Origin of the sequence: Desulfosarcina variabilis str. Montpellier, assembly GCF_048565275.1 — a bacterium.
In the GTDB taxonomy this organism is placed as follows: Bacteria; Desulfobacterota; Desulfobacteria; order Desulfobacterales; family Desulfosarcinaceae; genus Desulfosarcina; species Desulfosarcina variabilis.
Genome location: NZ_CP159846.1, coordinates 3,535,887 through 3,560,251 on the forward strand (window position 1 = coordinate 3,535,887; position 24,365 = coordinate 3,560,251).

Here is a 24,365-nt window from a genome sequence, read left to right on the forward strand (position 1 = left end):
AACGCGCGTTTTTAACGATGCCAATCAAAGGAGTGTTAAGGATGAAGCTCAATCGTGAAGTATACATTGCCGGGGTCGGCGAGACTCCGTTTCGCAGGCATGAACTGGATTTCGACGCCCTGGGCCGGTGGGCCGCGAACGAGGCCCTGGAAAGTTCCAACATTACCAGTCCCAACGTTGTTCAGAGTGCCTACGTGGGCAACGCCACCAATGGTACGGTCACCGGACAGACCGTCTTCAAGGATTTGGGAATGCTCTCCAAAATGCCCATCATCAACGTGGAAAGTGCCTGCTCGGCCGGTGCCATGGCGGTCTATCTGGCCGTCAAGGATGTCGCCTTCGGTTTTACCGAGGTCTCCATGGCGGTGGGTGCAGAAAACCATACCCTGCACCGGGCTTCCGGTTCCGCCTTCATGCCGGCCATGAGCGATATCGAAACGGTCCATGGCGGGGTCATGACCGGCAAGTACTCCATGCGTGCCACCCGTTATATGCATGAACGGGGCGCCACCATCGAAGACTTTGCCATGATCACGGTCAAGAACCGTAAACATGCCACCCACAACCCCAACGCCTGGTTCAAGGGCGACATTTCCGTCGAAGAAGTCGTCAACTCCCGCATGGTGGCCTATCCCATGACCCTGCACCAGTGCTGCGGCATTGCCGACGGCGCCGGTGCCGTGGTGGTCTGCTCCAAGGAAATGGTCAAGAAACTGGGCATCGAAAAACCGGTTCGCGTGGCCGGTGCGGTGGTCACCTCCGGTCCCTACCACAACCGCCCGCGGGACATTACCGGCGACGATATTACCGAAATGACCAGCGAGAAGTTATACGAGGAATCGGGCATCGGCCCCGAAGATGTCGATATCCTCGAACTGCACGACGCCTTTACCATCGCTGAGTTGCTTTATTACGAATGTATGGGGCTTTGCAAAAAAGGCGACGGGCTCAAGTTCCTGCGTGACGGCCAGGCCACCTATGGCGGCCAGTGCGTGGTCAGCCCCCGCGGCGGCATGCTCTCCTACGGCCATCCCATCGGCGCATCGGGCGCCGCCCAGATCGCGGCCAACGTCAAACAGCTTCGTGGTCAGTGCAATGGCTACCAGGTCGACCCCATCCCCCGCGTGGCCATGAGTCATGTCACCGGTGGCGGTCTTTCCGGCACCGAGCATGCCGCGTGCACCATGCACATGCTGGTCAGTGACTGGTAATCGATTCATCCTGATTCAACAGGACCATGTTGCCTGAAGCTTTCAACACGTGCAAAACACGCACAAAGGAGGATTCAAGTGGAAGCAGTCAAAAACAATGTGGCCGTCGTTGCCGGCGCCACAGATGAAATCGGCTCGGCAATCTGCCGGCGCCTTGCCAGCAAAGGCGCCCGCGTTGTCGTCATGGATACCGATCCCCAAAAGGTCGAGGCGCTGGTCGCCGAGCTTGCCAAGGGCGACGCCCAGGCCATGGGGGCGACGATCGACCCGACCCACCCAGATGAAATCAGGGCCATGATCGCCGATGTGGCCGACAAGCTCGGCACGATCGACATCCTGGTGAATAATTTCGACCATTGTGATGAAAATCCGTTGGATGACGTTTCGACCGAAGGTTGGCAGACAGCCTTCGATCGGAATGTGGACCCGGTGTTCTTTTTGACCCGTGAGATCCTGCCCGGCATGCGGGCACGCAATTATGGCCGCGTCATCAACATCGGCAGTCTCTCTTATATTGGCCTGCCTGGACTGTCCAGTTACGCGGCAGCCAAATCATCGCTCTTTGGCCTGACGCGCGCCCTGGCCCTGGAGTCGGCCAAAGACGGCGTCACCGTCAATTGCGTGGCCAAAGGCGACATCGCCACGGCCGACATGACCGATGCGCAGATCGACAATCTCATCAAGGCAATCCCGGTGAGAAGAATCGGGAAACCGGAAGACGTGGCCAAGGCGGTCGGATTTTTCGCCTCGCAGCGCTCACCCTACGTCACCGGTCAAACCTTTTTTGCCTGCGGTGGGAAAAGCATCCATTTTTCCATGTCCATTTAACCGTCAGACATCAGTCAATTATGGAGGACTTCCATGGGTATTGAAAACAGAGTTGCCATCGTCACCGGATCAGCCAGCGGTATCGGCAAGCAGACCGCCCGCCGGCTGGCGGAAAAGGGCGCCAAAGTAGTAATTAACGATATTCAGGCCGAGAAGGTCGAGGCAACCGTCGCCGAGTTGAAAGCAGGCGGCTTTGCGGCCACCGGCCAGGTGGCCAACATCGCCGACAAGGCGGCCGTGGATGCAATGGTCGAGAATACCGTAAATGAATTAGGCAGCCTCGACATCCTGGTCAATAACGCCGGCATGGAACGTGCCGGCGCTTTAAGAAAACTCACTGAAGCAGACTGGGACATCACGGTCAACGTCAACCTCAAAGGGGCCTTTTTGTGCAGCCAGGCGGCCCATAACCACATGGTCCCCAACAAGCATGGCCGGATCATCAACATTGTTTCACGGGCCTGGCTGGGTGGCGCCGGACAGGCGCCTTACACCTCGGCCAAGGCCGGCCTGGTGGGATTGTCACGGGTCATGGCCCTGGAGTTGGGCGGTAAGGGGGTCACCTCCAATTGTATCGCCCCCGGCTTGATCCATACGCCCCTGTGGGATGAACTACCGGAGAAAAACAAGAATTTTCTCCTCTCCAAACAACCCACCGGCCAGTTGGGAAACATCGATGATATTGCCGAAGCGGTTCTCTTCCTGGCGGATGACGAAAGCAGTTATTTTACCGGCCAGGTTCTGTATGTGTGCGGCGGCCGCAGCCTGTACTCCGGTTGATGGATGGACGGTGGCCCGCACGCTGCCCTATCCCCCCGGGCCACCGTCTTTTCAGAGCCTGTTTTAGAAATCTGGATCAGGCCCGATAACAAGGCGGAAAGTGGCTCTAAAGCGGAGCATATATGGAATATGTGAGCATTTTGAGACATTTTCCAACACCGTTAGCGGGCCTTAGACGGATTTATCAAACAGGCTCTTAGCGCATTGTCAACGGTGTGACACCAATAAAAACCTGTCATTACTCACCCGATATGGAATCCAGGTGGTCCAAAGCGGGTGTCAAGGAGGATATCGATGGATGACAATTCTCTATCGGGTATACGGGTACTGGACTTCACCGGTACGCTGGGGCCCTATGCTGCAAAACTTTACGCCAACTTGGGCGCCGACGTGATCCACCTCGAATCACTCACCCAGGATCCCCTGCGGGACGTCGGCCCCTTCTACAAAAACGAACCGGGTAAGGACAGCAGCCTCCAGTTCCTCTATTACAATGCCGGCAAACGTGGCATGGCCCTTGATATTACAACGCAGGCGGGCAAGGATGTCTTCCTGAAACTATGCGGTCAATCGGATCTGCTTTTTGAGAGTTTTACCCCCGGCTATCTCGACAGATTAGGGCTGTCCTATGACCGGCTGAGCGCAATCAATCCGCGGCTGATTCAAACGGCCATCACGCCCTTCGGCAGTTTCGGTCCCTACAAGGATTTACCGGGATGTGATCTGACCTGCAGCGCCATGGGCGGGTTTCTTTTTCTGGCCGGGATCGACAACGACAAGCCGGTGCGGGCCTGTGACGACCAGAGTTATCGCATGGCCGAGGCGTATGCGGCGGTGGGCAGCTCCATTGCTTTGCTTTTTGCCCGGCGCAACGGTGTCGGTCAGTTCATCGATGTCTCCTGCATGGAGTCGGTGGGCATGGCCCTGGAAAACGCCGCCCAGTACTGGGACCTGGAGGGCAAAAACCGCCGTGGCCGGGGCACCGAGGCCGGGTCGGCCACTGTGCATCCCTGCAAGGATGGCTATTTTGCCATTGTGGCCATCATGGGTAGCAACCGGGTCATGTGGGAACCCTTCCTGGCGTGGATGAAGGAGGAAAATATAGAGGAATGGGAAGTCTTTGCCGAAGACAAATGGATCGATCCGGGCTACCGCAAAACCAAGGAAGGCTACGAGACCTTCTGCCGCATCTTCGAACGCTATACCATGCAGCATGACAAGCAGACCCTGTATGAAAAAGGCCAGGCCCACCGCGTGGCACTGACACCGGTGAGCAACGGCAAGGACCTTTTGGAGAACCCGCAGCTGCGCTATCGGGATTTCTGGAAAACCCTGCATCATGAGAATTTGGGCGGCGACGTGGTTTATCCGGGCGCGCCCTACGAATTCGGCGAGCTGGCGTGGCAGCTGGGCAACCCGGCACCGACGTTCGGCCAGCACACGGCCGAGATCATGCGCGAGATCGGCTATGAAACGAAACAGATCGAAACCCTGACCAAGGAGGGCATCATCCATGTTGGCTAATTTGAAAAGAGCACTGGACGGGATTGTGGTCTGTGATTTCTCCTGGGTCGGAGCCGGCCCCATCGCCACCAATGTGTTGGGGCAGTGCGGTGCCGAAATCATCAAGATCGAGAGCAAGAAACGGCCGGACATCCTGCGCAAGGGCGGTCCCTTCAAAGACGGTATTGGCCAGGGGCTGGAGCGCAGCGGCTATTTTGCCAACCGCAATCCCAACAAGAAATGTATCGCCCTGAACATGAGCCATCCGGGTGCGCGGGATGTGGCCGTGCGCTTGATCAAAAAAAGCGATATCATTATCAACAATTTTCGCGTGGGCCAGATGGAGAAGTGGAACCTGGGCTGGGACGACGTAAAAGAAATCAACCCGCGTATTGTTTACGTCACCATGAGTCTGCAGGGAATCTCCGGCCCGCATAAAGCCTACATGGGGTACGGTGTGAACCTCAACGCCCTGTGCGGGCTGACCGCCCGGACGGGGATGCCCGGTGGTCGTCCTTTTGGCACCGGCACCAACTACACCGATCATGTCATGGTGCCCACCCACACGCTTTTCGGCATCATGGCCGCCCTGCTGCAGCGCGAGAAAACCGGTCGGGGCCAGACGGTATCTGTCTCTCAACTGGATTCAGCCATCGCCATGAAACCCACCGACGCCATGGCCTATGCGGCCGACGGCACTATTTTCGAGCCCCTGGGCGACGGCGACCCCAATGCCGCGCCCCACGGCGTCTATACCACCTTGGGCTACCGCAAGTGGATTGCCATTGCCGTTTTTGCCCAATCCGAGTGGCTGGCCTTCAAGGCCGCCATGGACTATCCGGCCTGGGCTGAAGATGAGAAATTCGCCACATTCGAGGCCCGCAAACAAAACGAGACCGAGCTTAACGAAAATATCGAGGCCTGGACCGGCAATCAATATGCCGACGACCTGATGGAAAAACTGTGCCGTCACGGGGTCAAGGCCGGTGTGGTCAATGATGCCCGCGGCGCCATCGAGGATAAACATCTTCGTCAGCGACAGTTCTGGGCCTACCTGGACCATCCGGTGGTGGGATCGACCCTGTATAACCGGGCACCGTTCATGATGTCCAAGACGCCCATCGAGATGAATACGGCGGCACCGATTCTGGGCGAGCATACCCGCCAGGTACTCACCGGCATGCTGGACTATTCGGACACCGAGGTTGACGACATGATTGAAAAGGAGCTTTTGATCTGACCCGGTCGATTGACGTTGTATCATCGACAATGACTTTATCCAAGAAAAGGAACACCCAATGGATTTTTCAATTTCCGAAGAATACATGATGCTCAAGGAAGCCATGCGCGAGTTCGTCAAACGCGAGCTTCTGCCCCTGGAAAAAGACTTTCTTGAACGTGACATGAGTCTGTGGACCGTGCCCGGTCCGCTGCTGCCCAAGGAAGATACCGAGCGCCTGAAAAAGATCACCAAGGAACTGGGGTTCTGGGGCATCGAAGTCGGCGAGGAATTCGGTGGCCAGGGACTGGGCATGCTGGCCAAGACCCTGGTTCTGGAAGAAATGTGCCGCTCGTTTATCGGCTTCTCGCCCCACGGCTTCATGCTGCCGCCGGACGCGCCCAACCTCTACTACCTGCACAGCTGCTGCGTGGGCGGCCAGCGCGAGAAATACTTCAAACCCTACGTGGACGACGCGCTTGACTCGGCCATGGCCTGTACCGAACCGGGCGCCGGATCCGATGTCAGCGGGCTGAAGACAACGGCGGTAAAAAAAGGCGACAAGTGGATTTTAAACGGCACCAAGACCTTTATCAGCAAGTGCGACAAGGACAACGTCTTTTTCATCGTGATCGCGGTCACCGACAAAGAAGCCTCCACCAAGGACCGTTTTACCGCCTTTCTCATCGACAAGGACATGCCCGGCGTGCGTGTGGGACGCGAGATTCCGGTGATTGGCGCCATGCCCACCTGGGATCTGATATTAGAGGATGTACAAGTGGGCGACGAGGCCATTTTGGGAGAGATCGGCCAGGCCTTCATCCCCCTGCAGAACCGTTTCGGCGTACGTCGCATCGAGCTGGCCTCGCGCTGCACCGGCATGGCCGAGCGTATCATCCAGATGATGATCGACCAGGCCAACACGCGGGTCACCTTTGGCAAGCCCCTGGCCAGTCGCCAATCGATTCAGAACTGGATCGCCGATGCGACCATGCAGCTGGAGAGCGTGCGCTGGATGCTCTACTACGCCTCCTGGAAGAGCGATCAGGGCATCACCGACCTGCGCATCGAGGGATCGTCCCTGAAAGTCCTGGCCACGGAGATGCTCTGGGACATCACCGACAAGGCGATCCAGATGCACGGCGGCGTGGGGCTGTCCAAGGAACTGGGCCTCGAATACGTGTCCCGCATGGTACGGATCTGGCGCATCCTGGAAGGTCCGTCCGAGATCCATCGCTGGACCGTGGCCCGGACCCTGCTGCGCCAGAAAAAACCCTATGATCCGTTTATTGTCGCCACCGAGGAATAAAAAAAAGGAGATTCGCATGGGTGTTGAATTCAAAAAAGAAAACCATATCGCGTTTATCACCCTGAACCGGCCCGAGGCCATGAATTCGCTGGACCCCGAATCGACCACCCGCCTGGCGGAGATCTGGGCGGACGTTCGCACGGACGATGATATCCGCGTGGCCGTGTTGACCGGCGCGGGTGAGAAATCCTTTTGCACGGGCACGGACATGAAAAAGACTCCGCCGCCGGCTGAATGCATGGCCTCCATCTGGCTGCGCGAAGGCCAGCCGATCATTCCGCACATGAAGACCTGGAAGCCGATTATCTGCGCCATCAATGGGTATGCCGTGGGCGGCGGGCTGGAAATGGCTTTGGCCTGCGATCTGCGCATCGCCAGCAGCAACGCCAAGTTCGGCCTCACCGAGGTCAAGGTGGCCAGCCTTGCCGGCCTCAACGGTACCCAGTGCCTGCCCCGGGCCATCCCCCAGGCCGTGGCCATGAAGATGCTGCTCACCGGAGAGATGATCGATGCCCAGGAAGCCTATCGCGTGGGATTGATTTCCGATGTGGTCCGGCCCGAGGAACTGATGGACCTGGCCACCGGGTATGCCACGAAGATTGCCGGCAATGCGCCCTTGAGTGTCAAGGCCGCCAAGCAGGCCGCCGTGATGGGGCTGGATATGCCGCTGGACCACGGTATCGCTTTCTCTCACCTGCTCTGGGGAACCCTGCGGGATACGGAAGATCGCAAGGAAGGCTTCCAGGCGTTCAGCGAAAAACGCAAACCCGAGTGGAAGGGGCGGTAATAGCGGTTTACAGTTTACGGTTATCGGTTCACGGTTGAGCTGTAAACCGCAAACTGTGAACCGTCAACTGTCAACTATCCACTGTAAACAAATGTGGATTTTAAAGGGAGGTAAGGAAAATGCATATTGCCGTACTTGCCAAAGTGGTACCGGACTATGAGGTACCGGCCAGTGATTTCGAATTGACCGATGGGCGGGCGCACAGCCGCTATAAGAGAATGATCGGACTTTACGACGAGAATGCCATAGAGACCGGCGTTCAACTCAAGGAGGCCTATCAAGCCAAACTGACCATCATCTCCTACGGTCGAACCGAGGATATTTCTGTGTTGAGGAAGGCCATTGCCATGGGCGGCGACGCCCTCCATCTGGTGATGGGTGATTCGGACGATCCCCTCGTGATTGCCAAGAACCTCAAAATGGCCATCGACGGTTTGGGCGATGTGGACCTGGTGCTGGCCGGCCAGCAATCCGCGGACATGGACCGGGGGGTGGTGCATGGCATTCTGGCCGGCATGCTCGGCTGGCCGTTCCTGCCCCAGATCAGTCATATCAAATCCGAAGGAGACGCCTGGATGGTGGTCCAGGCCCATGAGAACGGCACCCGCCAGCTACAATTTAACGGTAAGGGGGTGCTCTCGATCACCAGCATCCCCGAGAACGTGCCCCGCATACCGGTGGTGCGCGCCATTTTCGCGGCCAAGAAAAAACCAGTCGAAAAGATCGACGGCATCCCGGGCTCGCCCATGAATGCGGCCGAGGTGTCGGTTGAGATTCCCAAGATGGAATCGGTCTGTGAGTTCCTGCCGGTCGAGGACGTGGCCGAGACCGCCAAAACCCTCTTGTCCAAGCTAAGGGTTCGCGCAAAAATAAATTCACAAATTGTCAGTGTTCAGGCGCCCGCTCAGCAAGGCGCGAAGACAAAGGAATATCAGGCATATTCCGTGTTTTCGCAACGCCGCTGAGCGGGATGGATGGGCGCTGAAAATGTGAAGTTATTTTTGCGCGAGCCCTAAGGGAGGAGCGATACCTATGAAAACCTTGATTGTAGAAGTCATCGATGCCAAACGAATCGGCGAGCTGGTCACCGTGGGCCGCATCTTCGGCGACACGCCGGACATCGTCGCCCTGGGCACTGGGGAGATCCCCGGTACCTATACCATGGCCTACTGCAGCGACGCGGCCGTGGGCGCCAACCTGATCGATGCCTTGGTCAACCTGATCCGCAATAGCGATTATCAGCTGGTGCTGCTCTCGGCCACCACGGTGGGGGCTGAAATCGCCGGCCCCTTGAGCGTCCGCTTGAGCGCCCCCGTGCTGACCGAGGTGATCGGCGCATCCGCCGACATGACCGTCACCCGGCCCATTTACGGTGGCAAGGCTGTGGCCACCCATAAAATCAGCCAGGTACCGGCCATCCTGACCGTGCGCCGCAAGTATTTCGAGCCGGCCGATCTCGACGGTGTTGCCATTCCCGTGCCCTTGGACAGCGCCGGTGCCGCGATCACCCTGATGGGCGAATCGGCCGTCGAAAGCGAGGGCATTCCCCTGGAGGATGCCGAGGTGATTGTCTCCGGGGGCCGGGGTGTGGGGAGCGGTGAGAACTTTAGCATGCTGCGGGAAACCGCCGCCATCCTCAAGGCCGGCGTGGGTGCTTCCCGCGGGGCCGTGGACGAGGGATGGGCCGCCCCCACCATGCAGATCGGGCAGACCGGTAATATCGTGGCCCCATCGGTCTACTTTGCCGTGGGGATTTCCGGGGCCAGCCAGCACCTGGCCGGCATCGCAAATGCCAAGTGCGTGGTGGCGATCAATAAGGACGAGGACGCCAACATTTTCAAGCGGGCCCGCTTCGGTATCGTCGAAGACTATAAAAAAGTGGTACCGGCACTCATCCAGGCCCTCAAAGAGGAGCAATAAATGTCACGCATCCCTTACTGGAACATCAGCTACGGCATTCTGATCGATGCCTTCGCCCTGGTGGCGGTGGTGATCTTCGTTTACGGCATCCAGATGCATTGGAAGCGGATTCGGCAAGGCAAGGTCCGGTTGCGTGCCAAGATTAAGGATCTGCCCGGTAAAATCGGTCCGGTGTTCGTGCATTCGCTGATCTTCAAAGGCATCCTGGGCGCAAAGCTCTACAAGAAGATCTTTGCCGGTATTGCCCACGGTTTCGTGTTCTGGGGCATGCTGGTGCTTTTCGTGGGTACGAGTTTGGTGGTGCTCAACGTGTGGGGCGGCGTGCCGGTGTTTACGGGCGGCTTCAATAAGTGGGTCATGTCCTTCGGCCTGGATCTGGCCGGGCTGCTGGCCCTGATCGGCGTGGTCTTTTTTCTCGTTCGCCGTCTCATGCCGCCCGAACGGCTCGTGACCCCCAAGGCCCGTGCCGGATTTTTGCTTCAGATCGGTCTGTTGGCCGTTATCCTGATCTCCGGTTTTCTGGTGGAGGGACTGCGCATCGCTGCCAACGGCCCGGACCCGCATGCGTTTGTAGGCAATGTGCTCGCCGGTTGGCTGCCGGCGGATGCCCTTGCCGCCCACCAGGTTCTCTGGTGGGGGCATGGCCTATTGTGCATGGCCTTCATCGCTGCGATTCCCTTTTCGCCCATGATGCACATCCTGCTGGTGCCCACCAATGCGGCCCTGGCCGATCCCATGCCGGGCAGTAAGATGGGAGTCATCGACTTTGCCACCTTTGACGATGAGGATGCCGAGGCGATGCCGACATTAGGGTGTGCCACCCTGGCCGATTTTACCCGCAAACGGCTGCTGGATTACAGCACCTGTTTGTGGTGCGGCCGGTGTCATGAGGTCTGCCCGGCGGCCAGCACGGGCAAGCCCCTGTCTCCCAAGGGGGTCATGCTGACCCTGGCCGAGCGGCTGACCCATGGCGGATTTGAAGACGACGGTTTGATCGACGAGATGACCGAGGAGGCCCTGTTTGCCTGCACCACCTGCACGGCCTGTATGGAGGCCTGCCCGGCCTGCATCAACCAGCCCAAGACCATTTTGAAGTTCCGGCAGAACCTGGTCATGGAGCAGTCGCGCATCCCCGAGCTGATGGGCAAGGCCATGAGCAGCCTGGAACAGCGCGCCCATCCGTTTTTCGGCACCGGATCGGGTCCCAACGAATGGCGCAAGGATCTGGACGTCCCGATCTTTGCCAAGGGTGAAACCGAGTATTTGCTGTGGATCGGCTGTTCGGCAACCTATGAGGAGCGGGCCCAGAAGATTGCCCGGGCCATGGTGCGCATTCTGGACAAGGCGGGGGTGTCCTACGGCATCCTCGAGGAGTCACGCTGCACCGGTGATCCGGCCAAGCAGATGGGCAACGAGTTTTTGTTTTCGGAACTGGCCCAGATGAACATCGAGGAGTTCAACGAGCTGGGCGTCAACAAAATCATCACCTTGTGTCCGCACTGTTACAACAGTTTTTCGAGGCACTATCCGCCAATGGGCGGCACCTATACCCTGATTCCCCATGCGGTGTTCATCGAACAGTTGATCACCCAGAAAAAGATTACGCCGGGCTGGAGCAGTACAAGCATTGCTTACCATGATCCGTGCTACTTAGGACGGCGCAACCGGATTTTCGATGAACCACGCCAGCTGATCGGCAGGGTAGGGCGGCTGGTGGAGATGCCCAACCACGGGGCGGACAGCTTTTGTTGCGGCGGTGGGGGCGGTAATTACTGGGCCGAAGAGGTGGGTGAGCGCATCAACCAGCGGCGCAGCAAGGAGGCCCTGGATACCGGTGCGGATAAAATCGCTACGGCGTGTCCCTTCTGTCTGCTGATGATTACCGACGGGACCAAGAAATTTACCGAGGAACCAAAGGCTTTCGATATTGCCGAACTGGTTGCCGAGCAATTGTAATAATTCGGTTCCCATCCATTACCAACCGGGCAACCATTGCCCAGGAAGAGAGCGTACACAGATGGTTGATCCTTCCATTTTAAAATCCCTCGCCTTTTATGAAGACTTTTCGGACGAGATGATCGAACGCCTGGCCGCCATTGCCCAGAGCAGGGAATACCAGGAAGGCGAATTCCTGAACAAGCACCGGCGGGACGCCAAGTATTTCTACAACGTCCTGGAAGGCGAAATCAGCCTGGAGTTTGAAAGTTTGATGGGAAAAATCGTGCGCCTGGAAACCGTCGTGGCCGGCAGTGCCATCGGGTTCTCCTCTCTGATCGAGATGGAAGAGAAAACCTATCTGACCGATGCCCGGGTACTGTCTCCGACCCGGGTGCTGCGCTTTCTGGCCAGCGATATGCTGCTGCTGTTTTACCAGGATTTTGAACTGGGTTTTCTGATGATGCGTCGGATCGCATACATCGCCAAACGTCGTCTGATGTATCGAACCCACCCGATCCCCCAGATTCAATCCATTTAGATCAATGGGAAAGGAGCGTTATGGCCCACCAACCATTTCCTTCGACAAATGCATCCCCTGTGGATGACGTTGACCGGACGGTTTCAGCAGAACCGGGTCATCCTTCTATCAACGCGGAAAATCTATTTCGCCGGATACCGATGCTGGCGCTTGACGAGGGAGAGAATGCCGTCGACCGGATCGCTTACGAAGTGTTGAATCTGTTGATGACCGGTATCAACGCCGACATTGGCCAGATCAACCTCTTGCCTAAAGGCGGCCGGGTCGAAAAAGTGTGCATCGTCAAGGATGGCAAGCCCTGGTTGAGAAAAGACATGAACCTGCATCTTCTGGATCCCACCAAGGGGTTCACTGGCATGGTGATGGAGACGGGCGAGCCTGTGGTTACAAAGGATATTTGGGCCACCCCATCCCCTGGCCTTCATAACCCGTTTTTGGGCCTTTATCCATCCATGGATCCCCAATATGTGGAGGCCATTAAAAAACCCGTGGCCAGCATGATGATCATGCCCATCAAGCGGGGCAGTGACGTGTTTTGCACCATCGAATTGAGCCGCTACCGCGGCAAACCAGCGTTCAGCCAGATCGAGAAAGGGCCGGTGGAGGAATTCATCAATCGTTATGGCTCATTGATCATGGATTACATTCTGGATATCAAAAACCGCACCGCCATTCGCATCGCCCATCAGAAACTCAACGTCCTGGCCCGTCTGATCGCGTCCAATGCCAGGGTGGACTATGCTGACGCGGTGGCCGCATACCGTTCGCTCTCCTCGGCCGATCTCGGCATTGCTTTCTTTCGCAGTGGAGACCGGTCCGGTCCGGCTGACATGATCCTGGTCGCATGGAACGGGTCCGAGGTGAAGGAGGTCTACTTTCCCGAGTTCATTCCATCATCGGACAGTATTTTGTTGGACCGCACAGACATTTCCTATCCTTTTGAAGGTCAGGCCGAAGATCGCCGTATGGATCGCTTTCGCGAGCGGGTGCAAAACTATATCGGCATTAGAAAAAAGGAGCAGCGGTTTCTCCTGGACTGTATCGACAATATCCGCTCCTATGTCATTTACCCGCTGCATATGCTCAACCAGGACCTGGGTGCGGTCATCCTCGCTTCTCACCGGCCGCAGTTCTGGAACTACCTGCACATGAACCCGTTTCTCTCCCTATACAATGCCCTGCTCAAATCCTTTCTGCTGAACGAACGGGCGGCACGTCACCTTTCCGAAATCAGCCTGCGTATCCACAACCCGGGATTTTACTGCTTCGGTGCCTTGAAGGCCGCATTGGCCAAGAATTATCCGGCCGCGCTCATGGATAATGCTGTGACACAATCCCTCTCTGGACTGGAAGCGCTTTTGACCGAACTGCACGAGCAGGTCGACATCCTCAAGTTCAGGCCCAAGAGTATCCACCTGCCAACCTGGCTGCGGGCCTTCTTCGGCCAGAAGATGGCCCATTATCCCGAATTGGAGATCCATATCGACACCCAGGCCGACCTGCCCGCCACTCACCTGACCCGGGCCAGCTATGAGCAGTTGGAGACTATTTTCGAAAATCTGTTTGCCAACAGCCGGCGGGCCATCCAGACCCGGCAGGACCAGGAGCCCGATGTCATCGGCCGGATAACGATTACCCTGCGCAAAAGAAAAGATCAAATCGCCATCACTGTCCAGGACAACGGGTGGCCTTACCCGCTCGTTTCCGGACGCGGGCAGCCGCAAATAAAAGGAATCATGAAAGATCTGGGAGGGCATGTCCGGAAATACAAAACCCCGTATCGGCTTTACCTCGCTTTTCCATTTTTTGTATCCAACCCGAAAGGAGATAAACCATGAAAGTAAAAATTCTGTACTTCGACGACATCTTCAGCAACCTGTTTCGCAAGGAACACAAGGAGACCGACCTGGTATGGGATGATAACTGGGTCAATTCACTGGAGAACGCACTGACCGATTCCAACGATCGTCTGGGGGTGAACTTCAGCCTGGTGAAAAGCGGCGAAATCGAATCCTGGAAGCGCATCGTGGAAGAAGAGAAGCCCGATGTAATCCTCATGGATTATTATTGGCCTGAGCAGGCCTTGAAAAAGTATGGTGACCGGAAGCGAGGCGATGAAATCAGTATGGACGCCCTGAGGGAGATCCGCCAATCCTTTCCAGACCTGCCGGTGATTTCCTATACCATCAAACCGGATCGAAAGGTGTTGGACACCGCTTATGGCAATGGCGTCACCTTTTTTTTGAAAAAAGTCTCCATGGCCGTTCCCGAGGTTCACGACGCCTTGAAATATATCATCCTCTATCTTCTGCGAAATAAATCTGGATGAAATTGATCTACAAATCGGCAAAGCGTCATGGACTGTCTGGCCCGCGTTTCATTCTCGGTGATACCGACTGGCATCAGCGTGCACAAGACACTGTTGTTGCCTTGCGCAAGAATAAAACGTCACTTGCAAACGATCTGGCCGAAGACATAACAGTGCTGCTTGCCCGGACGCATCGTGTCGAGACCTTCCGTGAATGTCATGAACGGATTATAGGACGGCTTGAGAGGCTTTGTAACAAGGCCCAGGCCCTGTTGCTGCCCAAAATTGTTGTCGGCGTCACCGGTGCGAACGGCGGCATCGGCAAAGAAACCCTGCTGCATGCAGCCCAATCCGTATTCGTGAAGAAAGTCATTGGACTGGTTCGGATCAGCGGCCGCGGACCCGCCGCTGGGAATGTAATGGACTTGACCGACCGATGGCAACTTGATCGTCTAAACATTTGTAAGGCTGCCATTGAGATCAGGACCTACGAAGATCTTGAGGATACGCCGGCCGTCCACGAACCGGTGGATGTTTTCATCCATACCGTCGGCCAGGGGCGCAAACCGGTTCCTTTAAACCCGGACACATTGAAACCGATCGCCCCACCGCCCACCCGACAGGAACTTCTGGCGCACAACCAATCCGTGTTGAAGGATGTGGTGGATTATACCCATCGGGCATGCCCAGGTGCATTGCATATTTTCGTTACCAATCCCATCGGGCACCGCTTGATGCAAGTGGTGCTTGAAAAAGGGGTACCGCCGGAAAAAATTTTAGGATTCGGAGGGGAATTGGATTCGGCCAGGTTCCGGCATTTCATCCGGCAGGCGCTTGAGGCGGAGGGCCATTGTGTCCTTGATGTTCGCGCTCAGGTCATTGGTGAACACAACGACAACATGATTCCGTTGCAAAGCAGTGACGTGACGTTTGACAGTGGTGTGACCTTGCCCCTCGAACGGTGTCTGGCAGAAGGGATATTGTCTGCCCAAAGCGTCCAGAAGATCATTAAGCGCACCATTGGACGGGGGATGGAGATCGTCGATTCCCAAGGAACCTCCGCTGTGCGAGCCCCGGCCAGAGGATTGGTCGTCATGCTTGAAAAACTGCTACGGGGCGAGGTGGTCAACGGGCTCAGCTATCGTCCTTTTCGCCATGGCAAGCTCAGTTTTGTCGGTGGGCCAGTGAGACTGAAAAACGGGTTAGCACTGGTGCCGGAACCTTTTGATAAGCACAGCTCGTTGACGCCATCCGAAAAAGCGTGTTGGCTGAAATCCATGCAAGCCAGTTGTATCAATGCCTGCCATTCCCACTCATAGTCTGTAAAAAAAAGAAAATCTTACCTAGCCTCCTTGGCGGAGCGATTGAGCTCAATAATTTTATCACCGCTTGACGTTCTTTGTGAAAAAACATATTTTTTTTAGAAAATTAGTCTTTGCCGATCATCAACTCGTTTTTCAGCAAAGGCGCAACGACTTTTCAGATAGGATTTCAAATAGACGCATTGCCTGAAGGATTCCTTTAGCGGCATATATGCTTGGTACGTCTGAGCAAAGGACGACAATGGTGGTAATTAACGATATGAAGTCACATCATATTTCATCAACCGATTATGCTTATCAGAGCATCGAGGGATTAATCTTGTCGGGCAAATACACGGCTGGGCAACGTTTGATTTACGCCAATCTGGAAAAAATGCTCGGTGTCAGTAAAACCCCCATCATCAGTGCATTGTCGCGTCTCGAACAAAAAGGGTTTGTCAATTACATCAAAAATCGGGGCTACTATGTCGCCCGTAAAGATTTGAATCGGCTTCCCCACGATGGGCAAGCCCAGAACGGGGTTGCCGGCGCAGAAACTGACGATGCGGATCTTACGGCCCTATCGGCGGATGAACTTTTTGCACCGACATCGTTGAATTCCGTTATTTATCAAAATATCAAGGAGATGATTCGTACCCTGAAAGTGGCGCCAGGCCAAAAATTGATTTACAGCGATCTTGAAAAAGAGTTTGGTGTCAGCAAAACGCCCATCATCAACGCGCTTTCAAAACTAGAAAGCGAAGGCTATGTTTATATTAAAAAAAATGTGGGATGTTATGTAAAGGAGAGCCAACCGGATGAGATCTACGAGGTGATGGAGGCACGCACCTGTCTTGAGGTTTCAAATGTTGATTTTGTGATGCGGCATCTGAAACAGACCGATTTGTCCCACATGGAAAAACTTCAGAAACGCTATCGCGCCCATCAAAGCCCGATATTCGATCGAACCAAATTAATTGCCAACGCCGACTTTCATATTTACTTGGCCAAGATCGGCCGCAACCGTTTCATGATTCGATACATCCGGAACATCTATGAATGGCTGGAATTCAGGTTGCGACTTGACGTTCTGCCCCCAGAAAGAGTTCTCCAATCGGAAAATGAGCACGATGAAATCATAGAGGCGCTTCGCCAGCGAGATGGCGATCTTTTGAAGTCGCTGCTCCAGAAGCATCTGACGGGGACAACCCGATATCACACCATACACAGTCCAAACTAAGGGCTCGCGCAAAAATAACTTCACATTTTCAGCGCCCATCCATCCCGCTCAGCGGCGTTGCGAAAACACGGAATATGCCTGATATTCCTTTGTCTTCGCGCCTTGCTGAGCGGGCGCCTGAACACTGACAATCTGTGAATTTATTTTTGCGCGAACCCTTAGGGCGGGGCATGGCAACACGCGAAAAGCAAAACAGCGGTCTCTACCGGTGCTTGGAGATGTCCTGATTCGTTAATTAAGCGGGATTCGAATGGCCCGGCACCAACCGGGCGGGATTACCACATGCTATAGCGCAATTGGTTCCCGAAAAGATGCGGCAGATCATCCAGCTTTTCGATAAACTGGACCAGCCGGCCATACTCTCCCCGAAGGGATTGCTTGGCGGAAGGACTACAGGCGATTCCAAGGGTCAAGAGGCTGATGCGTTTTCGCTCGCAGTATCGAATGGCATCTTTCACGCCGCAGCCCCAGTTGGAAGCGCCGTCGGTGATATGGATAATGGTTGATTTTTTATTGTTGTGATTCAATTTCATGGCCGTGGCAATCAGCACCTCCCCCGATGCGGTCCGGCCGTGGGGCAAAACGGTGTAGAACCGGTTGCCGATAAAGATTTCGGACAGGCGGCATTTGTCTTTGACCTCGTTATAGGTGAATATGCGGGCGTTTTTATTGAATGATTGGATGGCGGTAAACAGGGTCTGGGAAATGGTCTGGGCCTGGGCCCATTTATTCGGGTCCGCCATTGAACCGGTGGCGTCGACGACGACGATCACTTCGTTGAGCAGTTCAAATTGGTTTTTCTTCATCAAGAACGCTTTGCCCGTGGTCTGGGCCCGATACAGCCGCCGGCGGTCGACTTTGCCTGCAACCAGGCCCCGGTTGTAGGTCGTTCGCCGCTGGGCGTTGGCTTTGACAATTTGTTTCAACTTGAGCAGAAGCTGCTCGTCGGTCTTGTTGGGGGCTTCCATAACGATATCGTTACCCATGATTTCCACGACGTCATCCATGTTGTCTACATTGGCACGGACTTCGGCGGTGTAATCCGGCTGCTTTTTACTCACCCGAGATTCTACGCTTTCGGCCAGGTCGAGGATGGCCGCCTTTTTTTTCTTTTTGTCTTCCTCGTCCTCTGCTTCCTCCTGCTTGTTTTTTTGTACCAGAAATGGATCGGAACGGTCTGTCGGCCAGAATTTGATGGTCTCCAGAAGCTCCGGCCAGATCGATTCATAAAGGCGCCAGCGGTAACTGCAGCGTTCGGTCACCCCCAGGATTTTAGGGCAGGCCTGGATCATGCGTTCGACGATGGAATTGAGCAAGGCCAAGGGCTTGGCATAGTATGCCGTCAGATCGATCTTGCCGGCGAGCACGACCATTGTCTTGTCCACATAGGCCTCCCGGTACCGTTTGCCACTGCGATCCGCCGCCATTTCCCACCAGATGTGCAATAATTCGGTCACCGTGGGAGGCTGTATAAAATCCTTGGCTTTTTCGGAAATTTCCCACAGCCGGGCGGTTTCCGTGTACATGCCCAGCGGGCTGATATTGGAAAGGCAGTCCAGGTAGACCTTTTCACACATATTGAAAAAATGATTATACTTGTATCGATACGGTGGGGAGAGATTGATCTTCGCTTGGGCATACTCTTTAATGCGTTCGCTCCACTCCGTCTTCTCAAAGGCTTTGCGGACTGTAATGCCCACCATGATATCGGTTTTGCGGGAGGGAACAGGGTAGGTGCCCATGACCAGGGATGGATCAAGGGCGATGCCGTCTTTATGCTCCATACCGGTCCAGACAACACGGCCCACATTGCGGCCGATGAATGTTGCAACCTTTCTCAAGCCGGTAAGCAACTTGGCCAACTCCATGATTTCGACCGGTGACGTGTTCCTTCTCCAGAAAGCGGAATACCCCTCGTTTTCTATCACTTCAAACCGATCGATGGGAGACCTTGACACACTAGCATAGACGTTCATGGTTGCCTGCCTTGCGTTCAATGGGTGCATGAATCGTATGGATATATGATTGTTTATAGAACCCACTTGCAACTCTCCATCTCTGACCGCCATAAGCGGCCAGGGATGGAGAATTGCATGTTTTACTTGAGCCTAAATTAAGCGATTAGCAGAGCAATTTCAAATAACTGTTTAAGTTCTTCTTATTGTTAGATGATCATACCTAAAGACTAACCGCTAATTACTAAAGGCTTATCGCTCACCTTGGGTTCAGATGGTCAACAACCGGGCTGGGTCCACTAGACATGCTCTCTGAAACTCAACTTGCCTTCCTCATGTTTGGAGCAGGTCATGTTGTGAACATCCCGGATCCAGCGTTTCCAGATGGACCCCATCGCCGTCCGGTTCACAGTGCACTGCCCCTGGTCCGGGTTGGTCGGATCCGCGATCTGCCATTTGCATTTCAGGCAGGGTTTTAACGTGCCTTCCTCCAGATGTAATTGACTGTCAACAACTTCCATTTAACGCCTCCTTGTCTCGTCCGTTTCCCTTACGCCGCCAGGGGAACGGCCCACGTTCACTGTTCGTCCCATAAAAATTTATCAGGCGCCCAATTCCAGGTTCATGTATTCGAAATCCTGGGGGCCGAATTGCTGCTCGTTCCTGGCAATGATCGTATTCTGGCCATAGGTGGGGATATCGACGAAGCGCGCGCTGAAGCCCGCTACCCGAACGATCAGGTCGCGGTGTTTTTCCGGTTCCTTCTGGGCAGCGCGCATCTCCTCGGTACTCACGCAGTTGAACTGCACGTGATCGACGTTGAGATCATGCCAGGTGTCCATGTAGGCATGCCAGATATCGAACCCGTGGACACTGCGCATCATGGGGACCGCCAGACGCTGGTTGAGCAGGTTGGCCTTCTGGTTTTTCTGAACCTTGGAGACCGATTTCAACACCGCCGTGGGGCCTTTCGTGTCTGTACCGAAATAGGGCGAAATACCACCATCATCGGCGGCTTCGCCACCGTAACGCCCGTCTGGTGTGGGACCGGTACGGGAGCCCACTTCCATATAAAGGGCCACGGCCTGGCCCACGGGAAGCACCGGGCCGCCGGAGTAGTTGGTCACCTTGGCCATTTCACCGCCGAGGATATCCTCATAGAATTTTTGAATGATGGTATCGGCGTAGTCATCGTCGTTGCCCCATTTGGGCGCGTTTTTGAAATCCTTGCGCATTTCTTCATAGCCTTCCCAGTTGGCCCTCAGGGCCTCCATGAGCTGCTTCATGGTGTACTTCTTTTCATCATAAATCAGCTTTTTCATGGCCACCAGGGAGTTGGCGGCAACGATGGTCGTGATGGGGTTGTGCCATCCATTGGGTTGTTCCGACAAGTGCGTGGCCTCTTCGCCAAGCTCCATGCAGCCATCGTCGATGCTGGAGACAAAGGGGATCTGCAGGAACTGGGTTTCGATATGCCGGCCCACGTCCTTGGCCCGTACCACCAGGCTCATCACGTAGCTGTACTGCTTGCGAAAGGCCTCCAGCAAATCATCATAGGTTTTGAAATCCTCGGCATTACCGGTTTCCGGCCCCAGCTGCATGGCCGAATAGGCCCAGTCGTACCCGTTGTTGAGGGTGATTTCCAGGATTTTGGCCGGGAAGATGGCGCTGCCGCCCTCGGAGCGCGTCTTCTGGGATTTGCGCCGCCCGCACAATCCCGGTGACATGCAGAGCACATTGCACCAGTCATGGGCCTCCTCGTCCGTGGCCCCGTTGTTGTTCATGCTGAACTGGCTGTAGTATTTCATCTGTTCGATGCCGACGTCGTCATTCTTGATCGACGGGTAGCCCAGACCGTCGCGGATACAATTGAACACCTTACGCAGGGTTTTGACCCTGTTTTTCTTGGAATAGCGGAAAACGATGGATGGTTCGGTGGTGCGAATGTTGCGGGTTGCCTCGAGAATCGCATCGGTCATGTCGTTGCACCCGTCGGACCCGTCCCGGTTCGTGCCACCTATGGTCAGAATGAAAAGGTCGTTGGAGCCGGGGAAAATCTCCCGATACCCTCTGGATTTGCCGGCGCCATGCTCGGATATTTTAAGCCGCTCCATTTCCACATATTCGACAGCATCGGCATGGGTCATGGGCTGGAAGGTCTTATCGACCACACTGGCCTTGTAAAAGGGGTAGAGCACCTTGTCTTCCTTGTGAGCGAAACCACTGGCGTAACGTTCGATGCCATGGCAGACGAGGAAGGTGTACCACTTGGCCTGGAAGGCATCCTTGAGTCCCTTACAGGGTTCAGCCGGGACGCGGTGGCTGATTTCGGCCATTTCCAGCAACTCTTTTTTACGCTGGGGATCCGTTTCGAAATTTTCGGCCACGATCTTGCACATCCTGGCATGGCGGCGGGCCCAGCTGATCACTGCCTTGTCGGCAATGACCATTGCCTGCCAGTTGTCAATTTTGGGAATCCAGCCAAGCTGCTTGCTGCCGTCCCAGGGTTCTTTGGACATTTCGGCCTTGGCTTCCTTAATATGTTCCTCGGCCATCTCGATACGCTTGAGCAGACCGTCTTCGAGGACCGTCTCGTAAGGCGGAATAATACTGTTGTAACCATGAGCGAAGGTCGGTGCCTCCATGGTACTGACCTGATACATGCGTGTCAGATCGATGGGATCAAAGTACTGTTCGCATTTGGCCTGCAGGCTGTAAGGTTTCCAGTAATCGTTGATGGCCTCCGCTTCGGCTGCCGGCTGAGGAGAGTAATCACTCATCAGATAGTCTTTGACGTTCATGTAGGACAGCTCGGGATACAAGGGGAAGTAATTGGGGTCTTCGGCATGGTAGCCGATAATTTTCTCATCGGTCTGCAGGCACAGAGTGCTGTTGTTAAGGCAGTTGGCCAGGATCAAGGCCCGCCGAATCACCTCGGGTTTTCCACGCGACGCTTTGTGGGCCTCGGTAACCAGGCGCATGCGCTCGATTCCCGCACAAACCCCTTGTTCGACGAACTCTCCGGCGGATGCATGTTTCCACCGACACCGGGCTTTCAGACGCTTGGTGCGCTCCGTCGATGGCTTGGCCAGGTGTTCATGAAGTTCATCATCGGGAATCTTCTCTTCTTCTGGATTGTCAAACGGGAAATCGATGATTTTACCTTTATATTCTACTGCCGGTGCGATTGTCGCCATCTCGTTTCCTCTCCTTTTTTGGCTATCTTTTCTGGAATTGCATACACGAATCAGTCGAGATGAAGACCGGCTTTGAAAGCCAGTACGTCCCTTTCTCATCACGTTTTTCAGTCACACAATCCCCCTTGTCCGGTTCAAAGTCATCGGCATTTTCCGGCACTTTGAAAAAAAATGCACAGTCTCCACATTTTGACATGATTAATCCTCCTCTATAATTGTGATTGGTTCTTAATGAACTTAATCCATTTCTACCGCAAGGTTAGTTAACCAACTGTCTTTGAATGGGTTTTTCACCTTTGTCAGTTCCCATTCCCACCACCCCGCCGACACTCACACTGGCGACTCCGGCCTGAACCAGCGCTCGTACCAGGGGTTTCAATTGCTTGGCGGGTTTATCCGCCACATCACGGTATTGATAGGTTTCTGTGCGGCCAAGAAAGTTATATTTGCCAGCCCCATAGGCGTGAAACGGAAGCACATCGACCCCTGTCAGCTTGTCGGCATAGGGGGCGAGGAAATCGACGACTTTCTGATAGTCATGGGGGCTATCATTGAAGTCCGGAATGATGGGCAGATGGATTCTCACGTTGACATCACCAGAAATCAGATGATCGATATTCTTAAGGATGGGGTCAAGGGGCCAACCGACCGCTTGTCGGTGCTTTGCGGGATCCATGGATTTAATATCGACAATGAAAAGATCAATGGTTTCCAAAAGTGGACGGATGACCTTAAAATCAGCGAAACAGCTGGTTTCCATGGCCACATGGGTCCCACGGGATTTCAACTGGCGGGACAGTTCGAGGCAAAAATCAGGGAATAACAATGGATCGCCGCCGCTCAAGGTCACACCGCCACCGGATCGCTTATAAAAGGGTTGATCGGATAAACATTCGCGCAGAATTTCATCCATGGTCATCAACTGCCCGACTGCCTCCCTGGCACCATTCAAGCAAGCCTCGACGCAACTTGTGCAGGCAATGCATCGATCTCGATCGATCTCAACGGTGGGGTTCCCATCCGGTCCGCTAACGATGGAACAGGCTTCCTGGGGACAAACATCCACACAGCGACCGCATCCCGTACAACGGTCGGGGTAATAATAAATTTCTCGGGTTCGCTTCTGTGTTTCGGGGTTATGACACCAGGGACAATGCAACGGACAGCCCTTAAGAAAGATGGTCGTCCTGATTCCCGGTCCATCTTGTATGCAAAACCGTTGGATCTCAGTGATTAGTGGTATTTTCATGGGTTACCCATATCCGAAATGATTGCAGCAGGTTTTCGTCATTACTACGGGTCTGTTAAAAAATGCATAAAAGTTTGGGAGCACTGATGTTGAACCGCTTGTATTACCAGGGTCTATATTGTTTCTTCATAAAGTGAATTCTATTCATTAAACCACTCTTTAAAGTTAAAATTTTTACCTTTGAACATTTAACGTGACTTGCATTCAAGTTGATCTTTAGGTGCTAATTTTAAGCGAGATTTTTTAATTGCAACTTAGAATAAGAGGCAACAGACCGCTTTGGATCACTGTGCAGCATAAACGAATTCTTTAAAATCCTTTTTAATGTGATATCGTATCTTTTGTCAATTAAAAAAAATAAAAAAATATTAGTGGTCCAATGTATGAATGATATACATTTATTTTCGGATTACCTGCTTGCGACTTTTAAACCGCATTGGATTGGCCAGGGCAGATAGTACCAGGGGCGCAATATAAACACCGAACCCGGGAATGGTCAGTAACAGCCACGGGAAGATCGATGGAATGTTCAGCCGTATCGTAGATCTTTCTTAAGCGACTCACCTGACGTGCCCCCCCAATCGGTGGTCGTGACATGGCAGACAAAAACGTCGAACTCGGTTGCGGCAATCTGACGTGGGTCCAGATACCACCGGACGATAGCCAGATTTTCACTAATGCACGATCCCCAGTGGTGATCCATTTCAGGGAAGTATTTGGCCAGCAAACCGTTGCGGATGCGAATCCGTATGCGGTGTTCTTCTTTCTTCAGCTTTCGTCGGACCGCCAGGAGGCTGCGCAGGGTCAGCATATCGGCTTCTGGATTTTCATAGAACAGGCACTTGCCTTGACTGATCAGATCAGCCACATTGGCGCTGTCCTTGGTATCGTTTTTGTCCCAGCGCCCATTTAAATCATTTGAAAAAATTACCAATTCACCGAATCCCCGCTGCATCTTTGCCGCAAACAATCCCCTGTTTCCGACAATAGCACTGAATATTGCCGTCATTATCAATTGAAGCCCGATTGTTTCATGCTTTTCGTTTTTCACCCTGGAAATCCAATGTGAAGGAGAAATGGTT

General features: G+C 54.5%; 21 protein-coding genes. 15 read left to right on the forward strand and 6 right to left on the reverse strand.

Annotation, left to right across the window (positions count from 1 at the left end):
* The first annotated feature begins 41 nt into the window (after positions 1 to 41).
* The 15 genes from Dvar_RS15990 (at position 42) to Dvar_RS16060 (ending at position 16,882) form a co-directional block, all read left to right on the forward strand.
* Entirely contained in the window at positions 42 to 1,211 is a 1,170-nt protein-coding gene (locus tag Dvar_RS15990; RefSeq protein ID WP_419662689.1) for a thiolase family protein, read from the forward strand.
* A 78-nt stretch (positions 1,212 to 1,289) separates the two neighbouring features.
* Positions 1,290 to 2,039 carry an SDR family NAD(P)-dependent oxidoreductase gene (locus Dvar_RS15995; RefSeq protein WP_419662690.1) on the forward strand — a complete coding sequence of 250 codons (750 nt, stop codon included), beginning with the start codon at positions 1,290 to 1,292 and terminating at the stop codon, positions 2,037 to 2,039.
* A gap of 33 nt (positions 2,040 to 2,072) precedes the next feature.
* Positions 2,073 to 2,819 (forward strand): SDR family NAD(P)-dependent oxidoreductase, encoded by a 747-nt coding sequence (locus tag Dvar_RS16000; RefSeq protein WP_419662691.1) that lies wholly within the window; start codon positions 2,073 to 2,075, stop codon positions 2,817 to 2,819.
* Between the two features lie 294 nt (positions 2,820 to 3,113).
* Positions 3,114 to 4,343, forward strand: a complete 1,230-nt coding sequence (locus tag Dvar_RS16005) for a CaiB/BaiF CoA transferase family protein (RefSeq protein WP_419662692.1) — start codon at positions 3,114 to 3,116, stop codon at positions 4,341 to 4,343.
* On the forward strand, positions 4,333 to 5,562 hold the full coding sequence (locus Dvar_RS16010; RefSeq protein ID WP_419662693.1) for a CaiB/BaiF CoA transferase family protein: 1,230 nt from the start codon (positions 4,333 to 4,335) through the stop codon (positions 5,560 to 5,562). Before Dvar_RS16005 ends, Dvar_RS16010 begins: the two co-directional genes overlap by 11 nt.
* Before the next feature lie 58 nt (positions 5,563 to 5,620).
* A complete protein-coding gene (locus tag Dvar_RS16015; RefSeq protein WP_419662694.1) occupies positions 5,621 to 6,850 on the forward strand; it encodes an acyl-CoA dehydrogenase family protein in 1,230 nt (409 codons plus the stop codon).
* Between the two features lie 16 nt (positions 6,851 to 6,866).
* On the forward strand, positions 6,867 to 7,637 hold the full coding sequence (locus Dvar_RS16020; RefSeq protein ID WP_419662695.1) for an enoyl-CoA hydratase/isomerase family protein: 771 nt from the start codon (positions 6,867 to 6,869) through the stop codon (positions 7,635 to 7,637).
* 119 nt (positions 7,638 to 7,756) lie between these two features.
* Positions 7,757 to 8,602 carry an electron transfer flavoprotein beta subunit/FixA family protein gene (locus Dvar_RS16025; RefSeq protein WP_419662696.1) on the forward strand — a complete coding sequence of 282 codons (846 nt, stop codon included), beginning with the start codon at positions 7,757 to 7,759 and terminating at the stop codon, positions 8,600 to 8,602.
* A 67-nt stretch (positions 8,603 to 8,669) separates the two neighbouring features.
* Positions 8,670 to 9,557 carry an electron transfer flavoprotein subunit alpha/FixB family protein gene (locus Dvar_RS16030; protein WP_419662697.1) on the forward strand — a complete coding sequence of 296 codons (888 nt, stop codon included), beginning with the start codon at positions 8,670 to 8,672 and terminating at the stop codon, positions 9,555 to 9,557.
* Positions 9,558 to 11,513, forward strand: a complete 1,956-nt coding sequence (locus Dvar_RS16035) for a heterodisulfide reductase-related iron-sulfur binding cluster (protein ID WP_419662698.1) — start codon at positions 9,558 to 9,560, stop codon at positions 11,511 to 11,513.
* 61 nt (positions 11,514 to 11,574) lie between these two features.
* A complete protein-coding gene (locus Dvar_RS16040; protein ID WP_419662699.1) occupies positions 11,575 to 12,033 on the forward strand; it encodes a Crp/Fnr family transcriptional regulator in 459 nt (152 codons plus the stop codon).
* A 20-nt stretch (positions 12,034 to 12,053) separates the two neighbouring features.
* Positions 12,054 to 13,871: a hypothetical protein gene (locus tag Dvar_RS16045; RefSeq protein ID WP_419662700.1), complete on the forward strand. Its 1,818-nt coding sequence runs from the start codon at positions 12,054 to 12,056 to the stop codon at positions 13,869 to 13,871.
* Positions 13,868 to 14,362 carry a hypothetical protein gene (locus tag Dvar_RS16050; RefSeq protein WP_419662701.1) on the forward strand — a complete coding sequence of 165 codons (495 nt, stop codon included), beginning with the start codon at positions 13,868 to 13,870 and terminating at the stop codon, positions 14,360 to 14,362. The genes Dvar_RS16045 and Dvar_RS16050 overlap by 4 nt, the downstream gene beginning before the upstream one ends.
* Entirely contained in the window at positions 14,359 to 15,660 is a 1,302-nt protein-coding gene (locus Dvar_RS16055) for a hypothetical protein (RefSeq protein WP_419662702.1), read from the forward strand. Before Dvar_RS16050 ends, Dvar_RS16055 begins: the two co-directional genes overlap by 4 nt.
* A 262-nt stretch (positions 15,661 to 15,922) precedes the next feature.
* Complete coding sequence (locus Dvar_RS16060; RefSeq protein WP_419662703.1) at positions 15,923 to 16,882, forward strand: GntR family transcriptional regulator; 960 nt, start codon at positions 15,923 to 15,925, stop codon at positions 16,880 to 16,882.
* A 275-nt stretch (positions 16,883 to 17,157) separates the two neighbouring features.
* On the opposite strand, the gene Dvar_RS16065 is transcribed toward Dvar_RS16060, so the two are convergent.
* The 6 genes from Dvar_RS16065 to Dvar_RS16090 all read right to left on the reverse strand — a co-directional run bounded on the left by Dvar_RS16065 (position 17,158) and on the right by Dvar_RS16090 (position 24,334).
* Positions 17,158 to 18,858: a vWA domain-containing protein gene (locus Dvar_RS16065; protein ID WP_419662704.1), complete on the reverse strand. Its 1,701-nt coding sequence runs from the start codon at positions 18,856 to 18,858 to the stop codon at positions 17,158 to 17,160.
* 278 nt (positions 18,859 to 19,136) lie between these two features.
* The gene (locus Dvar_RS16070) at positions 19,137 to 19,358 is read right to left on the reverse strand and encodes a benzylsuccinate synthase beta subunit family protein (protein ID WP_419662705.1); all 222 of its coding nucleotides are present in this window, start codon (positions 19,356 to 19,358) and stop codon (positions 19,137 to 19,139) included.
* An 81-nt stretch (positions 19,359 to 19,439) separates the two neighbouring features.
* Complete coding sequence (locus tag Dvar_RS16075) at positions 19,440 to 22,034, reverse strand: glycyl radical protein (RefSeq protein WP_419662706.1); 2,595 nt, start codon at positions 22,032 to 22,034, stop codon at positions 19,440 to 19,442.
* 22 nt (positions 22,035 to 22,056) lie between these two features.
* Complete coding sequence (locus Dvar_RS16080) at positions 22,057 to 22,230, reverse strand: benzylsuccinate synthase gamma subunit family protein (RefSeq protein ID WP_419662707.1); 174 nt, start codon at positions 22,228 to 22,230, stop codon at positions 22,057 to 22,059.
* A gap of 63 nt (positions 22,231 to 22,293) precedes the next feature.
* Entirely contained in the window at positions 22,294 to 23,283 is a 990-nt protein-coding gene (locus Dvar_RS16085) for a glycyl-radical enzyme activating protein (protein WP_419662708.1), read from the reverse strand.
* Between the two features lie 529 nt (positions 23,284 to 23,812).
* A complete protein-coding gene (locus Dvar_RS16090) occupies positions 23,813 to 24,334 on the reverse strand; it encodes a hypothetical protein (RefSeq protein WP_419662709.1) in 522 nt (173 codons plus the stop codon).
* Positions 24,335 to 24,365: the final 31 nt, after the last annotated feature.

Coding starts and splice junctions, on each gene's coding strand:
- Dvar_RS15990 (WP_419662689.1), top strand. CDS start 42: ATGAAGCTCAATCGTGAAGTATACATTGCCGGGGTCGGCGAGACTCCG.
- Dvar_RS16000 (WP_419662691.1), top strand. CDS start 2,073: ATGGGTATTGAAAACAGAGTTGCCATCGTCACCGGATCAGCCAGCGGT.
- Dvar_RS16005 (WP_419662692.1), top strand. CDS start 3,114: ATGGATGACAATTCTCTATCGGGTATACGGGTACTGGACTTCACCGGT.
- Dvar_RS16010 (WP_419662693.1), top strand. CDS start 4,333: ATGTTGGCTAATTTGAAAAGAGCACTGGACGGGATTGTGGTCTGTGAT.
- Dvar_RS16015 (WP_419662694.1), top strand. CDS start 5,621: ATGGATTTTTCAATTTCCGAAGAATACATGATGCTCAAGGAAGCCATG.
- Dvar_RS16020 (WP_419662695.1), top strand. CDS start 6,867: ATGGGTGTTGAATTCAAAAAAGAAAACCATATCGCGTTTATCACCCTG.
- Dvar_RS16025 (WP_419662696.1), top strand. CDS start 7,757: ATGCATATTGCCGTACTTGCCAAAGTGGTACCGGACTATGAGGTACCG.
- Dvar_RS16030 (WP_419662697.1), top strand. CDS start 8,670: ATGAAAACCTTGATTGTAGAAGTCATCGATGCCAAACGAATCGGCGAG.
- Dvar_RS16035 (WP_419662698.1), top strand. CDS start 9,558: ATGTCACGCATCCCTTACTGGAACATCAGCTACGGCATTCTGATCGAT.
- Dvar_RS16040 (WP_419662699.1), top strand. CDS start 11,575: ATGGTTGATCCTTCCATTTTAAAATCCCTCGCCTTTTATGAAGACTTT.
- Dvar_RS16045 (WP_419662700.1), top strand. CDS start 12,054: ATGGCCCACCAACCATTTCCTTCGACAAATGCATCCCCTGTGGATGAC.
- Dvar_RS16050 (WP_419662701.1), top strand. CDS start 13,868: ATGAAAGTAAAAATTCTGTACTTCGACGACATCTTCAGCAACCTGTTT.
- Dvar_RS16055 (WP_419662702.1), top strand. CDS start 14,359: ATGAAATTGATCTACAAATCGGCAAAGCGTCATGGACTGTCTGGCCCG.
- Dvar_RS16060 (WP_419662703.1), top strand. CDS start 15,923: ATGAAGTCACATCATATTTCATCAACCGATTATGCTTATCAGAGCATC.
- Dvar_RS16065 (WP_419662704.1), bottom strand. CDS start 18,858: ATGAACGTCTATGCTAGTGTGTCAAGGTCTCCCATCGATCGGTTTGAA.
- Dvar_RS16070 (WP_419662705.1), bottom strand. CDS start 19,358: ATGGAAGTTGTTGACAGTCAATTACATCTGGAGGAAGGCACGTTAAAA.
- Dvar_RS16075 (WP_419662706.1), bottom strand. CDS start 22,034: ATGGCGACAATCGCACCGGCAGTAGAATATAAAGGTAAAATCATCGAT.
- Dvar_RS16080 (WP_419662707.1), bottom strand. CDS start 22,230: ATGTCAAAATGTGGAGACTGTGCATTTTTTTTCAAAGTGCCGGAAAAT.
- Dvar_RS16085 (WP_419662708.1), bottom strand. CDS start 23,283: ATGAAAATACCACTAATCACTGAGATCCAACGGTTTTGCATACAAGAT.